Here is a 17694-nt window from a genome sequence, read left to right as displayed (position 1 = left end):
TGCAAACTAAAGAAAAATTGCTTTTTATGTAAATTACATTCAAACATATACTTGACTATTTGTTTTATGTTAACTTATAATGATAATCAAACATACATTTGATTGATAAGAGGTGAAAATTTTGCAAAATGATGCATGTGAAGTTACGTGTATAGATGAAGAAAAGGTCAAAAGAGGTAAAAATGAACTACTCCAACAAAATCCTTTGGAAGTAGCCAAAGTTTTTAAAGCTTTATCGGATGATACTAGGATTAAGATTGCGTATGCTCTCTCTTTAGAAGATGAATTGTGTGTATGTGATGCAGCGAATATTGTTGGTGCCACAACTGCCACAACATCTCATCATTTAAGGTTACTTAAAAATCTTGGATTAGCCAGATATCGAAAAGAAGGTAAGTTAGTCTACTATTCATTAGATGATGATCATGTAAAGCAACTAATACAGGTTGCATTTGCACATCAGAAGGAGGTTGTTGAAATTGTCTGAAGCAAAAGCATTAGAGACTGAAAAAAATGTTTACCGCGTTCGGGGTTTTACATGTGCAAATTGTGCTGGGAAGTTTGAAAATAATGTTAAAAAAATCCCAGGAGTTCAGGATGCAAAAGTAAATTTTGGTGCATCTAAGATATCTGTTTACGGTGATGCAACAATTGAAGAACTAGAAAAAGCCGGTGCATTTGAAAATCTTAAAGTGGCTCCTGAAAAAACTAAAGGGCAAGCTCCACAAGAGGTAAAAGAAGAAACGAAAGAAGAAAAAGTTCCTTTCTATAAAAAACATAGTACTTTACTCTATTCAGCCTTGTTTTTTGTCTTTGGTTACCTTTCCGCAAATGTAAATGGGGATGGGAACATCGTAACTGCATTATTATTTGTAGCATCCATGTTAGTCGGAGGATTATCGCTCTTTAAAGTAGGATTACAAAACTTATTACGCTTTGAATTTGACATGAAAACCCTTATGACAATAGCTGTTATAGGTGGTGCCATTATTGGAGAATGGGCAGAAGTTGCCATTGTTGTTATTCTCTTTGCCATTAGTGAAGCACTTGAGCGATTCTCTATGGATAGAGCAAGACAATCCATTCGCTCATTAATGGATATCGCTCCTAAAGAGGCACTCGTTAGACGTAATGGACAAGAGATAATGATTCATGTGGATGATATTGCTGTTGGGGATATCATGATTGTAAAACCTGGTCAAAAGATTGCGATGGATGGTGTAGTAGTGAGTGGCTACTCTGCCGTCAACCAAGCAGCTATTACAGGTGAATCAGTCCCTGTTGAGAAAACGGTTGATGATGAAGTATTTGCAGGTACCTTAAATGAAGAAGGATTACTTGAAGTAAAAATAACGAAACTCGTAGAAGATACAACGATTTCTAAAATTATTCATCTTGTAGAGGAAGCACAGGGAGAACGCGCTCCTTCGCAAGCATTTGTCGATAAATTCGCGAAATATTACACACCGATCATTATGGTTATTGCAGCATTAGTTGCTATAGTCCCTCCTTTATTCTTTGGTGGCGGTTGGGAAACATGGGTTTATCAAGGATTAGCTGTTCTTGTTGTTGGTTGTCCTTGTGCGTTGGTCATATCGACTCCTATTTCTATTGTTTCAGCGATTGGGAATGCTGCAAAAAAAGGGGTCCTTGTAAAAGGCGGAGTATATTTAGAAGAAATGGGTGCCTTAAAGGCTATTGCATTTGATAAAACAGGTACCTTAACAAAAGGGGTCCCAGCTGTAACTGATTATAATGTGTTGAACAAACAAATAAATGGAAAAGAATTACTATCCATCATTACTGCATTGGAGTATCGTTCCCAGCATCCTCTTGCTTCAGCCATCATGAAAAAAGCAGAAGAAGAAAACATTACTTATTCTGACATACAGGTAGAGGATTTCTCTTCTATTACAGGTAAGGGTATAAAAGGTATTGTAAACGGAATAACTTATTATATCGGTAGCCCGAAACTCTTTAAGGAATTATTGACTACTGGCTTCGATAAAGACTTAGAGAAAAATGTTGCTACTCTTCAAAATCAAGGTAAAACAGCCATGATTATTGGAACCGAAAAAGAAATACTTGGAGTTATTGCAGTTGCTGATGAGGTTCGTGAATCAAGTAAAGAAATTATTCAAAAGTTACATCAACTTGGAATCAAAAAAACCATCATGCTTACAGGTGATAACAAAGGTACTGCGAATGCAATCGGTCAGCATGTCGGAGTATCAGATATTCAAGCTGAACTGATGCCTCAGGACAAATTAGACTATATTAAACAATTAAGATCCGAGTTCGGAAACGTAGCCATGGTTGGAGATGGTGTCAATGATGCTCCTGCGTTAGCAGCTTCAACAGTTGGAATTGCTATGGGTGGAGCTGGTACAGATACAGCCCTAGAAACGGCAGACGTAGCTTTAATGGGAGACGATTTAAGAAAACTTCCATTCACTGTAAAACTTAGCCGAAAAGCTCTAAATATAATCAAAGCTAACATTACTTTTGCGATTGCAATTAAATTTATAGCCTTACTATTGGTTATCCCAGGTTGGTTAACGCTCTGGATTGCCATCCTTTCAGATATGGGCGCAACCCTTCTGGTAGCATTAAATAGTTTGCGACTTATGAAAGTCAAAGAATAATGGGAAAAGGGCTTTCCAGACAGATTGGGAAGCCCTTTTCTAAAGTAATTTCATTATAGTATAAGTTCTCAGTCTAATTAAAAATGAAAAGATTGGGTATATATTACATATAAGTCTCCATATTAGAAAAAAACCATTTTATTCATAATTATTAAAAAATATTTTCATTCAACTTGAAATCATCGAAGGAGGAAATCTAAATGACTATTGAAGCAAAAAAGGATCTAGACTTATTAGTTATCGGCGCAGGATCAGGAGGTTATGTGGCTGCCATACGTGCTGCTCAGTTAGGGAAAAAAGTGGTGTTGGTTGATAAAGCAGAGTTAGGAGGGGTCTGCCTTAACCGTGGATGTATACCTTCAAAGGCTCTTATCAGCGCTTCTGAACGGGTAAAACACATAAAACATGCCAACTCAATGGGAATAAAGGTTTCTGGTGAAGTTGAAGTAGATATGCCAGAAGTAGTGAAGTGGAAGGAAAGTATAGTGAATAAACTAACGAATGGGATTCGGACTTTGCTGAAAGGTAATGGAGTGGAGGTTATTAGTGGTGAAGCTTATCTCACTGATTCCAATACTGTAAAAATCAGAACCGAAAATGAAGAACAATTTTATTCCTACAAAGATTTAATCCTTGCGATAGGATCCTTACCTACAGAGTTAAAAAGTATGCCATTTGATAAAAAAAGAATCATCTCTTCGACTGAGGCATTGATGCTTCAAGAAGTACCCAAACATTTAGTTGTCGTAGGGGGTGGTTATATTGGTTTGGAATTGGGGACTGCTTATGCCAAATTCGGGGCTAAAGTGACCATCCTTGAGGGATCAGATACAGTTCTTCCAGGTACGGACCCTATGCTTACAAATGTAGTAAAACGTCATTTAAAGGAACTTGGAATCACAGTTATAAAGAATGCTTTAGTCCAAGGCGGAGAAAATACAGGCGATGAAGTAAATGTGCATGTACAGGTAAATGGAAAGGAAGAGATCATTAAAGGAGATTATTGCTTAGTTTCCATTGGAAGAAAACCGAACACAGGGAAAATTGGATTGGAAAATATCGGGGTTGAATTAGACCAACGCGGTTTTATTAAGATAAATGATAAATGTCAAACAAACGTTGAACATGTATATGCGATTGGAGACTGTGCTGGTGGTTATCTTCTTGCACATAAAGCGAGTTATGAAGGTAAGATAGTTGCAGAAGTAATAAGTGGGCTAAAAAGTGTGATTGATTTTCAGGCAATGCCTTTTGTTATTTTCAGCGATCCTGAAGTAGCCTACACAGGTTTAACGGAGAAGGAAGCAAAGGAAGAAGGATATGAAACGATTTCTAGTCGTTTTCCATTCCAAGCTAACGGTAGAGCTTTATCTGTTTCGGATGCCGATGGTTTTGTACAAGTTGTTGCGGATAAGGAAACTAATCGAGTGTTAGGGGTACAAATGGTAGGACCAGAAGTATCATCTCTTATTGCTGAAGCAGTTTTTGCAATTGAGTCAGGAGCAACTGCAGAGGATCTTAGCCTTACAATTCATGCACACCCAACTTTACCCGAACCACTCATGGAAGCAGCTGAAGGGGTTATGGGACATGCTATTCACATGCTCAATAAAAAAACAATAATGTGAAGGCAGGCAAACCTGCACTTATGATAAGTGCAGGTTGAACTTTTTATTAATGGAGTGGGAATCAATGGACGTTTTGTTTTATGTTTTAACCGCAGCTTTCGCAAATGTCTTGGGTGGTCTTGTGATCTTTCTTAAAAAAAATTGGTCTAGAAGAGGCTTGAATGGCTTAATGGCCCTGAGTGCGGGAATACTTTTCACCATTGCAATTATGGATTTAATACCAGAAGCATTAGAAATGCATGAATCAAGTGCTGTATATATTGTTCTTGGATTTGGGTTGATTTTTCTATTTCAACATTTTCTTGCTCCGCATTTTCATTTCGGAGAAGAAACCCATAAACATTCTCACTCTAAAAGTGCAACACTTGGTGCCTTATTAGGAATGTTGATTCACACGTTTTTTGATGGATTATCGATTGTGGCCAGTTTTAAAATAGATGAAAGAATCGGATTTGTTGTATTGATTGGTGTTTTGCTACATAAAATCCCAGATGGTTTAACGATTTCTTCTATCGTATTTACAAGCTTGGGAAGCAAGAAGAAGGCAATCGGGGCAGCTTTCTTTTTGGCAATATCAACGCTATTGGGCGCGATTGTAGCCTTGTCTTTAACTCAATTTTTTACTGTAAATAACAACCTCCTTTCTATTGCTCTATCCATTACAGCAGGTATTTTTCTCTATATAGCTACGGCTGATTTGTTACCTGTTGTAAGTGCGACTGAAGATCGACCAATTATTCTTTTCTTTTTTGTTGGTATTTTAATATATTTTGTTCTTCATTGGATATTGGAGCTAATTGCCCCAGTCGTACATTAGAGTTTTAAAAATAATTTAACTAAAACAGATAAATATAACCGATGGAAATATATTCAACCGTTTGTTTGATTTTTATAATATATGAAGGGGTTGACACCAATGAATTTAATTTTAATTATTCTCTCTGCTTTAGGATCTTTTATAGCAACCAATGTCGATGATATTTTTGTGCTGATGTTACTGTTCTCTCAGGCCAAGGCCCAAAATCAACCGAGTGATGGATTTACTCCTAACATGGAGATGACGGGAAATCGCATTTACAATCGAGACATAGTCATTGGACAATATCTTGGTTTTGGGATTTTAGTTTTAATCAGTCTATTAGCAACATTTGGTGTAACACTCATTCCGGACCAGTGGGTAGGCTTACTGGGGTTAATCCCAATCTATCTAGGAGTTAAGCTATTTATAAAAGGTGAAGATGAAGATGAAGGAAATATTCTTTCTAATTTAAGTAAATTTAATAAGTTTTATTTAAGTGTAGCTTTTATCACATTTGCGAATGGTGGAGACAATATTGGCATTTATGTTCCTTTCTTTTCCACTTTAAGTTTTAACCAACTGGTTATTACAGTTGTTACTTTCTTTATCATGGTTGCTGTCTGGTGTTTTATTGGCTATCGCTTAGCAAAATTTAGATATGTTTCTGAAACACTTGAAAAATACGGCCGATGGATCATTCCAATTGTGTTTGTAGGATTAGGTATATATATTATGCTGGAAAATGAAACATTCAGCGCACTGTTAAATTTATTTTAAATAAAATCAAATTCGGTTAACCCTAAAAAGATTCATAAGTATTGAAGCAATTACAACATAAACAAAGAAGCCAACTTATCAAATCTTGAAAGAATGGTATTAGTATTCAGCTTAAAATAATCAGATATCCGTATGCTAAATTTCGTCTAATTAATAAGTTACTAATATAAGGGGTCCTACCAACAAAACGCGGAAAACATACGCAAGCAAATTTCGACATAAAGAAAGCTGATTTTTCCTACGCTAAGGAATCATCGGCTTTTAGTATTATTGAATAAGAGGGCGTCTTATAGATCCATTTGTAGACAATAGAAAAACCCCTTTAGCATGGCAAGCACGAAATGAAGGGCTTGATCCATTTAATGCTATTGAAATGATTATGCCGTGGGATAAAGACGCTTAAACGATGCACCTGCACTTGCAACTGCAGAGCAGATTTAGGGATTGCAATGGGTGGCGCAGGAACGGATACGGCAATGGAGACTGCCGATATTGTTCTAATGGCGGATAATCTGGAGAAATTACCACATACCATTAAACTAAGCAGAAAAGCTTTAGCGATTATCAAGCAAAATATCTGGTTTTCCTTAATTGTAAAATTTATAGCATTAGTTCTTATATTCCCGGGGTGGCTGACACTTTGGATGGCTGTGCTTAGCGATACCGGGGCTGCTATTATTGTAATTTTAAATGCACTAAGACTTTTAAGGGTGAAAGAATAATTTTAGGTAAGCTGTTCAATGATGGGTGAACAGCTTTCCATACATATAAGCCTTTACCGATAGGATGTGAAGAAATGTACAATACGATTGTTATTGGCGCTGGACAAGCAGGTCTTGCAATAGGTTATTGCTTAAAACAATTTAATCATTCTTTCCTCATATTAGATAGAGGTCAAGAAGTAGGAGAGGTATGGAATAAGAGGTACGATTCCTTGGTTTTGTTTACTCCAAGATCATTCAGTTCTTTGCCGGGACTCGAACTCAATGGGGATCCCAATGGCTTTCCCTCAAAAGACGAAATATCACAATATCTGAAAGACTATGCATTGTCATTTAATCTACCGATTAAACATAACACTAATGTAACGAATGTTCAAAAAAAGAAAAATATCTATTACGTTTCGACAGAGCATATGGAATATAAAGCTGAAAATATCATAATAGCAACTGGGCCTTTTCAGAAGCCGAGAACACCTGATTTTTCAAACAATTTATCGAAAGAGATTGTTCAGTTGCATTCCTCGGAATATCAAAACCCTTCTCAATTAAAAGAAGGAAATGTGTTAGTTGTGGGCGGGGGAAATAGTGGATCGCAGATAGCTGTTGAAATTTCACGAGAGAAGAAGACTTATCTATCAACTAGTAAACGTTTAACATTACTGCCTTTGACAATTAGAAGTAAAAGTATATTTTGGTGGTTTGATAAGGTTGGAGTGTTAAAGGCACCTTTCAATTCATTCTTAGGAAAACTAATACAAAAAAGAGGGGACCCGATCTTTGGTCTTGAATTAAAGTATGCTATTCGAAATGGATCTGTTTTTATTAAAAACAGATCCATGGATGGCAAGGAAAATAAGGTTATATTCCAAGATAACACGTTTCTTGATGTCAATAACATAATATGGGCTACCGGTTTTATACCTGACTATTCATGGTTAAATGTATCAGGCGTATTAGACGAGAAAGGAAATCCTAAACATAATAGAGGTATTACTAATATAGAGGGTTTATATTTTTTAGGTTTACCTTGGCAATATAGACGTGGTTCTGCGTTATTACAAGGTGTCGGATATGATGCAAAATATATCGTCGACCAAATAGTGAGAAATTCTTATTGAGGTGAAAGATGCTTAATTCAACAATCCAACAAAAAAAGTCGATTGCTTAGTTTACAGGGATTCGGCTTTTTTAGGTTAAGAGGGTATCCTTATTGCGCAAAATAACTCTTAAAAAAGGTGCAAAATAATTCCTAAATTGACACTATGATTTTATCCGTCTACTACACTTGTATCAATAGAGTACACTCTATTGATATATAATTGTAATAAATTGAAAATACAGAAACGGGATGATACTGAATGAAATTTGCAAGAGGTAGAGAATTGCTTACACCGGAACAGAGACAGGATTTTATGCAAATCCCTGAAGATGAATGGATACTGGGGACCTACTTCACTTTTTCCAAACGGGATTTAGAAATAAGCGAAGGAGGGAAGAAAACCGTTTAGGATTTGCTGTTCAATTAGCTGTTCTTCGGTATCCCGGTTGGCCATACACTCATATCAAAAACATCCCAGATTCAGTCTTAAAATATATATCGAAACAGATCAGTGCCAGTCCATCCTCGCTTAGTCATTATCCTCAAAGGGAAAATACACTTTGGGATCATTTGAAAGAAATTCGAAGTGAATACGACTTTGTAACTTTTACCCTGAGAGAATATCGAATGACATTTAAGCACCTTCATCAATTAGCTTTGGAAAATGGTGATGCCATTCATCTACTGCATGAATGCATAGATTTTCTAGAAAAAACAAAATCATACTACCTGCTATCACTACACTTGAAAGAATGGTGTGGGAAGCGAGAGCAATGGCTGAAAAGAAGCTATTTAATACGGTTAGTCAGTCTTTAACAAATGAGCAAAAAGAAAAACTTGAAGAGATCATAACTTCGCAGCTTCCATCCGAATCCAATAAAACAATATTGGGTTGGTTAAAGGAACCACCGGGTCATCCTTCACCCGAAACATTTCTAAAAGTAATAGAACGGCTGGAATACATACGGGAAATAGAATTGGAGACGGTAAAAATTAGTCATTTGCATCGCAATCGCCTGTTACAGCTATCTCGCTTAGGTTCAAGATATGAGCCTTATGCATTCCGTGACTTTCAGGAAAATAAACGCTATTCAATATTAACCGTCTATTTATTAAATCTTACTCAGGAGTTAACGGATAAAGCTTTTGAAATTCATGACAGACAAATACTCAGTCTGTTATCAAAAGGCCGTAAGGCTCAAGAGGAAATTCAGAAACAAAACGGTAAAAAGCTGAATGAGAAAGTTATACACTATACGAACATCGGACAAGCTTTGATCAAAGCAAAACAGGAAAAATTAGACGTTTTTGAGGTTTTAGAATCCGTTATCGAATGGAATTCTTTTGTTTCTTCAGTCAAAGAAGCTCAGGAGCTTGCACGTCCTGCCGACTATGATTATTTAGACTTACTGCAAAAACGGTTTTATTCACTAAGAAAATATACACCAACACTATTAAGAGTATTGGAATTTCATTCCACAAAGGCAAATGAGCCACTTTTAAAAGCTGTTGAGATTATCCGAGGAATGAACGAATCCGGAAAACGAAAAGTGCCTAATGACTCACCTGTGGATTTTATTTCAAAACGATGGAAAAAACATTTATACGAGGATGATGGTACAACAATAAATCGGCATTACTATGAAATGGCTGTTTTATCAGAACTTCGGGAGCATGTTCGGGCAGGAGATGTTTCCATTATTGGTAGCAAACAATATAGAGATTTTGAGGAATATTTGTTTTCGGAAGATACATGGAATCAAACGAGGGAGAATACGAGATTATCAGTTAGTTTAGCATTCGAGGATTATATAAAGGAGAGAATCAGCAGCCTTAATGAAAGGTTAAAGTGGTTAGCTTCCAATTACAACAAGTTGGATGGGGTTTCTCTTGAAAAAGGAAAGCTGTCACTCGCACGCTTAGAAAAAGATGTTCCAGAAGAGGCAAAAAAGTTTAGTGCAAGCCTTTATCAGATGCTACCAAGAATAAAATTAACCGACCTACTAATGGATGTTGCCCATATAACAGAATTTCATGAGCAATTCACGCATGCTTCCAATAATCGAAAGCCAAATAAAGAAGAAACGATTATTATCATGGCTGCCCTTTTAGGTATGGGAATGAATATTGGATTGAGTAAGATGGCTGAAGCCACACCGGGACTTACATATAAGCAACTAGCCAATGTGTCTCAATGGCGCATGTATGAAGACGCAATGAATAAAGCTCAAGCTGTATTAGTAAATTTCCATCACAAGCTACAATTGTCATCTTATTGGGGTGATGGAACAACATCCTCATCGGATGGGATGAGAATGCAGCTAGGAGTTTCATCACTACATGCAGATGCAAATCCCCATTATGGAACCGGTAAAGGAGCCACTATTTATCGATTTACAAGTGATCAATTCACATCTTACTACACAAAGATTATTCATACTAACTCAAGGGATGCCATTCATGTTTTGGATGGTTTATTGCACCATGAAACAGATTTAAACATAGAAGAGCATTATACAGACACAGCCGGTTATACTGATCAAATTTTTGGATTGACTCATCTATTAGGTTTTAAATTCGCTCCAAGAATAAGAGATTTATCGGATTCTAAATTATTTACAATATATAATGCAAGTGAGTATCCAAAATTAGAAACCATTTTACGTGGACAAATAAATACAAAGGTTATTAAAGAAAATTATGAGGATGTTTTGCGATTAGCCCATTCAATAAGAGAAGGAACCGTCTCAGCATCCCTTATTATGGGGAAATTAGGTTCTTATTCAAGACAAAACAGCTTAGCTACAGCCTTACGTGAAATGGGTCGAATAGAAAAAACAATCTTTATTCTGAATTACATTTCAGATGAATCTCTAAGAAGAAAAATACAACGAGGATTGAATAAAGGAGAAGCTATGAATGGACTGGCAAGAGCTATTTTCTTTGGAAAACAAGGAGAACTTAGGGAACGAACAATACAGCACCAACTTCAAAGAGCCAGTGCTTTAAATATAATTATCAATGCCATTAGTATTTGGAATACTTTACATCTAACAAAAGCAGTTGAATATCAAAAACGGTCAGGTAGTTTTAATGAAGAATTATTGCACCATATGTCACCTCTAGGTTGGGAACATATTAATTTACTTGGAGAATACCATTTTAAATCGGAGAAAATGGTCTCGCTAGATTCATTAAGACCCTTGAAACTTTCTTAACGTTGTTAAAAATAGGGGAATCGTCTCGGAAATGTGCTTAGCGTTAATAAATCCGCATTTTCCTGACGAGACCCCTACTAGGTATCATCTAGTGCTGTTCTTCATTATTGCTCTATATATAAAGTGAGCATCATTGCCAACGCCTTGCAGTAGGGCAGAACCACGTGTATGCTGCCAAGGTAAACCGAGGAAATAAAGACCCTTACAAGATGTAATTCCACGGGTATGTTGTGGGTAGCCTGTTTGATCTTTAATGTCTTGTAAATCAATCCAATCATAATCATGCCTAAAACCTGTTGCCCAAATAACATTACGTGGTTGAATAGAAGTCTGATTTTCAAATCCAATTGCAATACCATCTGTATTTGATACTCGTGGATGTAGTGTTATATGTCCTTGTTTAATAAGATCTTTGCTTTCAAATCCGAATATTGGGTCCCCTCTTTTTTGAATTTTCTTCGCTATAAAATTTTCCCGACTAACATTAAGGATTCCAAATCTCTTAAACCACCAAAAGATACTTTTTCCGGCTATGGAAAGAGGTAAGTATGTTAGGCTGCTAGAGCTAATAGCTAAGTGAACTTTTCTCTCCTTTGCTATATCAACTGCAATCTGCACCCCGGAATTACCGCCGCCAACAACTAGGACATCACCTTCTTGCAACTGAGCGGTATTCTTATATTGTGTAGAATGCATCTGTAATATAGTTGAGTCCAGATTGGATGCAACTATAGGTATGTTGGGTGTTGAGAAAGGGCCGGTTGCGACAACAACGTTTCGAGATATGTACTGTCCTTGATTTGTTTGGATGGAGAATAAGTCATCTACTTTTTTAGAGATTTAACTTCTGTTTCTAATTGAATACCGGAAACGTATGCTTGGGCATAATCTTTGAGGTAGGTTATGACTTCATTTTTTGTAGGATAGGAATGCGGACTTTCATTCCATGGTTTCCCTGGGAGTGCGTTATATAGTCTTGGTGTGAACAAAACAAGGGAATCATAACGTTCCTGCCACGTTTGTCCGATCTCTTTTCGTTTATCTAAGACTAAATAAGTCAGTTTTTCTTTTTCTAAGTAATAGCCCATCGAAAGACCGGCCTGCCCAGCTCCAATAACAATTACATCATAAATCATTTTGGACACCCCTCCTATATGCTTACACGTTCATATATAAATTAAACGTAAAATAATGTCAATAAACACTCAAAAGTATTTTTGAATATCTTGCTGTAAATCCAAACGTTTTTGAATTAGATGTGTACAATAATCAAAAGTTTACTTGATTAATGATTATGTGTATACTATATTCAAATAATAATTTGATTAAGAGGTGATTCCTATGAACAAAAAGATGGATGTATGTGAAATAACTTGTATACATGAGGATAAAGTAAATCGTGTAAGGGGTGAACTTGAGCAACAGAATATCCAATCTGTTACAACACTTTTCAAAGCGTTAGCTGATGAGACGCGAGCTCAGATTGCATTTGCACTTTCAATTGAAGAGGAATTATGTGTATGTGATGTGGCTAATATCGTCAACTGCACCATGGCATCCACCTCTCACCATCTTCGAACACTGAATAAAGCTGGATTAACTAAAACGCGTAAGGCCGGTAAAATCGTTTATTATTCCTTTGGTGATCCCTTTGTAAAAGAACTTGTGCGAAATACATTTGCAGATCGAGCTGCTGTTTTATCTACTAAAGATTGAAATACTACCGATAGAGGTGAGTCAAAGTGGATTCAAGTAAAACAAATTTAACTGAGGAAGAAATGAAGGCATACCGAGTACAAGGAATGAGCTGTACGAATTGCGCGGCTAAATTTGAACGTAATGTTAAAGAATTACCAGGTGTCCAAGATGCGAAAGTAAACTTCGGAGCAGCTAAGATTTACGTGAATGGTGACACTACAATAGAAGACTTAGAAAAAGCTGGGGCCTTTGAGAACATAAAGGTTCGGGAAGAAAAAGAGCGGAGAGTAGAACGCCAACCTTTCTGGAAAGAAAAAGAAAATATTAAAGTATATATATCAGCTTTACTTGTCCTAATAAGTTGGCTATTAAGTACACAATATGGAGAAGACCACTTTATTCCAACGGTTGGTTATGCAGTAGCTATTCTGATTGGTGGATACACACTCTTTATAAAGGGGCTTAAAAATCTAAGCAGGTTAAGCTTCGATATGAATACCCTGATGACCATCGCTATCATTGGTGCTGCAATAATCGGGGAATGGGGCGAAGGTGCGACAGTTGTAATATTGTTTGCAATCAGTGAGGCCCTGGAACGATACTCAATGGATAAAGCAAGACAATCAATTGAGTCATTGATGGATATTGCGCCGAATGAAGCTTTAATACGCCGGAATGGCAAAGAGTTTTTGATCAGCGTGGAAGATATTCAAATCGGTGATACTATGATCGTCAAACCTGGACAAAAGCTCGCTATGGATGGAGTAGTGACTAAAGGTATCTCAACGCTTAACCAGGCAGCAATTACTGGCGAGAGTGTACCTGTGACGAAAACTGTGAAAGATGAAGTATTTGCAGGAACTCTGAACGAAGAAGGATTATTGGAAGTTTTAGTAACAAAGAAAGTAGAAGACACTACACTTTCTAAAATCATACATCTTGTGGAAGAAGCACAAGCAGAAAGAGCCCCTTCTCAGGCTTTCGTTGATAAATTTGCAAAGTACTATACACCCGCAATAGTCATTATTGCATTACTTATTGCTATCGTTCCGCCACTGCTGTTTAACGGTGATTGGAGTAAATGGGTCTACGAGGGCTTAGCAGTGCTAGTAGTCGGATGTCCTTGTGCTTTGGTGGTCTCTACACCTGTGGCGATTGTAACTGCTATAGGAAATGCAGCACGTAAAGGTGTGTTGATTAAAGGCGGTATCCATTTAGAAGAAGCAGGAGCTTTAAAAGCAGTAGCCTTCGATAAGACAGGAACACTGACCAAAGGGGTTCCAACAGTTACAGAAGCTGTGGCCTATGGAAGAAATGAAAGCGAATTGTTGACAATTACCGCAGCAATCGAAAAAGGTTCACAGCATCCTCTAGCTTCTTCAATTATGAGAAAAGCAGAAGCACACAACTTAAATTTTGATGCAATCCAAGTCCAAGACTTTCAATCAATTACTGGTAAGGGTGTAAAAGCTACCGTTAACAATGAAATTTATTATGTTGGGAGCCCTACTCTTTTTAAAGAATTGCATCAAACTATAGATAATAGTATCGATAGCCAGATTACTCAGCTACAAAAAGAAGGTAAAACCGTGATGATCTTGGGTACATCAAAGGAAATACTTCTTTTAATTGCTGTAGCTGACGAAGTTAGAGAGTCTTCAAAAGAGGTTGTCAGTAAATTAAATAGTATGGGTATAAATACTGTAATGCTCACCGGTGATAATCAATTAACTGCCGATACAATTGGTAAGCAAGTGGGCGTAGCTAGTATCAAAGCTAATTTATTACCAGAGTATAAGCTGAATTACATTAAAAAGCTTCGTAGCGATCATACTAGTGTAGCAATGGTCGGCGATGGTGTTAATGATGCACCTGCACTTGCAGCATCAACAGTAGGCGTAGCAATGGGTGGCGCCGGCACAGATACAGCCTTAGAGACAGCCGACATTGCTTTGATGTCAGATGATTTAAGTAAGTTGCCATATACAATTAAATTGAGCCGCAAAGCATTACAAATTATTAAGCAAAACATCACTTTCTCACTAGTGATAAAACTAATAGCTTTGTTATTAGTGGTACCTGGATGGTTAACGCTTTGGATAGCGATTTTTGCGGATATGGGAGCAACTCTACTGGTTACATTAAATAGCCTGCGACTCTTGAAAATTAAGCAATAAGAAATCTTAAAGTTTGTATGAGGGTGATGATCCCCTAAAAGGCAACAGCACTAGGCATTTTCTAGTGCTGTTGCCTTTTATATTTTATTCAGGTTCTAATAGATCTTGCTTAATGCTCGTTTCGATAAGGTTGTCATCAAGTAATAGAGACACTTCATCTTCATTTTGGCCTACAACAGCTATCTTATATTCTTTGTCTGCTTGGACAATCATAGAGATTCCAGTATCTTCAAAACTCATAACGACGGCATTTTTACGATTACATTGATTGATATCAGTAAGAACATCTTTTATTTCTGTTTCATTTGTTAGCGTGCTGACTGTAGTGCCATTATTAACAACCTCAATACTTTCTGCTTCTTTTACAGGTATCAAGTCAGACTTTAAAAAGTTACTACAAGAGTTTAGAAAACTAAATGAGAATATGGTAATAGAAACTATTAATAATAGAATAACAACAGCAAAGATATTTCTACGCATTTTATTCACAACACCCCATCCTTTCTCTATAACTAATATAATTTAAATAAAATGGAAAAGATGGTATTTGCATAAAATTAATGTTTGTTTTTACATTTTCTTCAACTTAAAAAATAATTTTAATGTAATAATATCCCTTAAATTAAAAGAGGATGCTTGTTTAAAGCATAAAGGTGAGATTGTTCTTCTGTAGATAATAAATAACTAATTGCTAACCCAGCCTGTCCTGCACCAATTACAGCAACGTTGTAAGTCATCTTGTACGCCAGGTATATTTTTTATTTAAGTTAAATCTTTGTTTTAAATAATCTAATTGTATGAAAGAAAGATTTAATGGTAATGCTTCCTTTAGGAGGTGTGCTTATGAATAAACTTACTGCACTATTAGTATGTATCTTTGTATTTTGCAATTATGCTAGTGTATATGAAGCTGAGTATGAAGCTGGATTAAATATGATTGTAGAAAAAACTACTGAACCAGAGTTGTTAAATCCTACTAGTTACAGCCTTATTTATAAGAAGAATATAACTCTAGACAATAAAAAAGCCGTCAAAAGCCGTGTAAATAAAATACGAGATGAAACGGAAGATTATCAGTGGACAGAAGAATTGATAGAAAATAAGTATCATAGATTAGTAGGAACCAAAACGATTAAAGATAAGGCGATTAAATTGCTGCTTATATATTACAAAGTTAACGATTCTTATCAGTTAGAGATGGCTAAGGAGATAAAAGGCCAAGAAATCAAGTCTAACGATACTCTACAGCTAAATGAAGTAGACAACAAAATGAAAAAAGAAGGTTATACACCTTATTATGCGATTAAAGGAACTGTCAACAAAACCATAGATCGCACAAAGATTTCTGAGGCTTTACAAGATGCCTTCGGAGCTAAAACTATTGATACAGCAAGTGATGAAGGTTTTTATACGGTTAGTGCTGCATCCCCATATCTGGGTAAGGGGATTAAAGTTAAGGGAGAAGATATGAATCTTAATATAACTATAAGAAATTCAGCTGACGGCAAAGCAGATGTTACAGTTGGTTATCCAATAATCTTAATCGAACACTAATATAAACTAAAAAATAAAGATATTGATGACGGCGGTACGCTTTAGTTAAATGCACCATATTCCAAAAAAAGGTTAGAAAGAGATAATACAATTTATAAGGGGGTGCAAATTGCACTCTTTTCTTATGAGATACATTATATTTAGGTTGTGCATATAAATTTCTCTAAGTAAACTTTTTAGCATTTATCTAATGTGAGGTGACAACAACATGAAAGAACAGACTACCAAGAGAAAGAAATCACGTTTTCGAAAGCTTTTACCGTATTTCTGTCCTGCATTCATTGCATCTAAGGCATATATAGATTCTGGAAACTTTGCTACCACATATCTTCGGGTTCCCAATTGGCTACTTATTATTATGGGTGGTACTTGCATCCAATTTAATCGCGATCTTTATTCAGTCGATGTCTGCTAAATTAGGAATTGCAACTGAGAAGAATTAGCGAGACAAAGATTCCTTAAGTCTGTATCGTATGGTCTGTGGATTCAAAAGCGAGTTAGTAGGAATGTCAACCAGAATTTATCAGTGCAGCACTAGACTTATACCTACTTTTTGTATACCCCTCTTACCGTCTACAATCATGGCGGCAATTGGTTCATTTGCCATTCTTGAGTTACAGCAGCGAGGAGTAAGAATACTAGAGGCTAGTGGTAATTGTCGTTATACAGGTGTTTTATGCCAAGCCAGACGTATAATCATACGGGTTTATTTGTATAACAATTTGAAGGTGTAGAAAGTATATTGCTTGCTGCCGGCATACTTGGTGCTATTGTTATGCCACATGCAATTTATTTGTATTCTGCATTTCACTACACAGAATAATTGGCAAGAATGATAAAGAAAGAGGATATTTCGTTATGAATTCATTGATATCCTTATCGCAATGTCTATTGCTGGTGTATTTAATGTAAGCATGTTAATTATGGGGGCATCTTTAGCAACTGGATGGTTAAAGAAGATCTAGATGTTGCTTTCGTATGTAATCATGGAAGGATTCATCCAAAGACGGATTCCCATATATCTCTGGAGACTGATTACTGTTACACCTCCAATCATCATTATTGCGATGGGAGTAAACCCGACTAATGCCTTGGTGATGAGCCAAGTGATTCTTTCGTTCGGTATAGCTTTTGCTCTAATTCCACTTGTGATTTTTACCAGTAATAAGAAGTTGATGGGTAGGCTAGTAAATAAGAAGTTCACAACTATACAGCCTGGATAATTTCAGTTATCATTATCCTGTTAAATATTTTTCTTTCTGCTGAATAAAACAATTTAGAAGATCTTGCGCTTTATGTTCTGAAGAGTTCCTTTTTGAAATTTGAGATTCGGACTCTTATTTAACTTACGTCTCTTCAGACTAAAATGACAATTAC

10 protein-coding genes and 4 pseudogenes are annotated in these 17694 nt (G+C 36.3%); 12 read left to right on the top strand and 2 right to left on the bottom strand.

Annotated features, from left to right (window positions below):
• The first annotated feature begins 121 nt into the window (after nt 1-121).
• The 8 genes and pseudogenes from ACH6C1_RS17015 to ACH6C1_RS16980 all read left to right on the top strand — a co-directional run bounded on the left by ACH6C1_RS17015 (nt 122) and on the right by ACH6C1_RS16980 (nt 10888).
• Complete coding sequence (locus ACH6C1_RS17015) at nt 122-487, top strand: ArsR/SmtB family transcription factor (protein ID WP_374079186.1); 366 nt, start codon at nt 122-124, stop codon at nt 485-487.
• On the top strand, nt 474-2645 hold the full coding sequence (locus ACH6C1_RS17010) for a heavy metal translocating P-type ATPase (protein WP_374079184.1): 2172 nt from the start codon (nt 474-476) through the stop codon (nt 2643-2645). The genes ACH6C1_RS17015 and ACH6C1_RS17010 overlap by 14 nt, the downstream gene beginning before the upstream one ends.
• Before the next feature lie 200 nt (nt 2646-2845).
• Nucleotides 2846-4273: a dihydrolipoyl dehydrogenase gene (gene lpdA, locus ACH6C1_RS17005; RefSeq protein WP_374079182.1), complete on the top strand. Its 1428-nt coding sequence runs from the start codon at nt 2846-2848 to the stop codon at nt 4271-4273.
• Nucleotides 4274-4337: 64 nt separating this feature from the next.
• Complete coding sequence (locus ACH6C1_RS17000; protein ID WP_374079180.1) at nt 4338-5090, top strand: ZIP family metal transporter; 753 nt, start codon at nt 4338-4340, stop codon at nt 5088-5090.
• A 99-nt stretch (nt 5091-5189) separates the two neighbouring features.
• Nucleotides 5190-5849 (top strand): CadD family cadmium resistance transporter, encoded by a 660-nt coding sequence (locus ACH6C1_RS16995; protein ID WP_374079178.1) that lies wholly within the window; start codon nt 5190-5192, stop codon nt 5847-5849.
• A gap of 399 nt (nt 5850-6248) precedes the next feature.
• A pseudogene (locus ACH6C1_RS16990) lies at nt 6249-6571 on the top strand (heavy metal translocating P-type ATPase); the annotation flags it as partial.
• A gap of 74 nt (nt 6572-6645) precedes the next feature.
• Nucleotides 6646-7689 (top strand): flavin-containing monooxygenase, encoded by a 1044-nt coding sequence (locus ACH6C1_RS16985; protein ID WP_374079176.1) that lies wholly within the window; start codon nt 6646-6648, stop codon nt 7687-7689.
• Between the two features lie 240 nt (nt 7690-7929).
• A pseudogene (locus ACH6C1_RS16980) lies at nt 7930-10888 on the top strand (Tn3 family transposase).
• A gap of 84 nt (nt 10889-10972) precedes the next feature.
• On the opposite strand, the pseudogene ACH6C1_RS16975 reads toward ACH6C1_RS16980, so the two are convergent.
• A pseudogene (locus ACH6C1_RS16975) lies at nt 10973-12024 on the bottom strand (flavin-containing monooxygenase).
• Between the two features lie 205 nt (nt 12025-12229).
• Between ACH6C1_RS16975 and ACH6C1_RS16970 the strand changes: the two are divergent.
• Together ACH6C1_RS16970 and ACH6C1_RS16965 are read left to right on the top strand one after the other, a co-directional pair.
• Entirely contained in the window at nt 12230-12604 is a 375-nt protein-coding gene (locus ACH6C1_RS16970; protein WP_374079173.1) for an ArsR/SmtB family transcription factor, read from the top strand.
• A gap of 62 nt (nt 12605-12666) precedes the next feature.
• Nucleotides 12667-14763, top strand: coding sequence for a heavy metal translocating P-type ATPase (locus ACH6C1_RS16965; RefSeq protein WP_374079399.1), 2097 nt, complete (start codon nt 12667-12669; stop codon nt 14761-14763).
• A gap of 84 nt (nt 14764-14847) precedes the next feature.
• Here the strand turns inward: ACH6C1_RS16965 and ACH6C1_RS16960 are convergent, their stop codons facing one another.
• Nucleotides 14848-15252, bottom strand: coding sequence for a hypothetical protein (locus ACH6C1_RS16960; RefSeq protein WP_374079171.1), 405 nt, complete (start codon nt 15250-15252; stop codon nt 14848-14850).
• A gap of 354 nt (nt 15253-15606) precedes the next feature.
• On the opposite strand from ACH6C1_RS16960, the gene ACH6C1_RS16955 reads away from it, so the two are divergent.
• The gene (locus tag ACH6C1_RS16955) at nt 15607-16317 is read left to right on the top strand and encodes a YwmB family TATA-box binding protein (protein ID WP_374079169.1); all 711 of its coding nucleotides are present in this window, start codon (nt 15607-15609) and stop codon (nt 16315-16317) included.
• Nucleotides 16318-16525: 208 nt separating this feature from the next.
• Nucleotides 16526-17587 (top strand): annotated as a pseudogene (locus tag ACH6C1_RS16950) (Nramp family divalent metal transporter).
• The last annotated feature ends 107 nt before the right edge of the window (nt 17588-17694 follow it).

This window comes from Terribacillus sp. JSM ZJ617 (genome assembly GCF_044383785.1).
Taxonomy (GTDB): Bacteria; Bacillota; Bacilli; order Bacillales; family Amphibacillaceae; genus Terribacillus.
Note: the sequence above shows the minus strand (reverse complement) of the source record. Positions and strands in the feature narration are given on the sequence as shown.

Excerpts from the sequence above, each read along its gene's own strand:
- lpdA (WP_374079182.1), top strand. The coding sequence starts at position 2,846 with ATGACTATTGAAGCAAAAAAGGATCTAGACTTATTAGTTATCGGCGCA.
- ACH6C1_RS17000 (WP_374079180.1), top strand. The coding sequence starts at position 4,338 with ATGGACGTTTTGTTTTATGTTTTAACCGCAGCTTTCGCAAATGTCTTG.
- ACH6C1_RS16995 (WP_374079178.1), top strand. The coding sequence starts at position 5,190 with ATGAATTTAATTTTAATTATTCTCTCTGCTTTAGGATCTTTTATAGCA.
- ACH6C1_RS16985 (WP_374079176.1), top strand. The coding sequence starts at position 6,646 with ATGTACAATACGATTGTTATTGGCGCTGGACAAGCAGGTCTTGCAATA.
- ACH6C1_RS16970 (WP_374079173.1), top strand. The coding sequence starts at position 12,230 with ATGAACAAAAAGATGGATGTATGTGAAATAACTTGTATACATGAGGAT.
- ACH6C1_RS16965 (WP_374079399.1), top strand. The coding sequence starts at position 12,667 with ATGAAGGCATACCGAGTACAAGGAATGAGCTGTACGAATTGCGCGGCT.
- ACH6C1_RS16955 (WP_374079169.1), top strand. The coding sequence starts at position 15,607 with ATGAATAAACTTACTGCACTATTAGTATGTATCTTTGTATTTTGCAAT.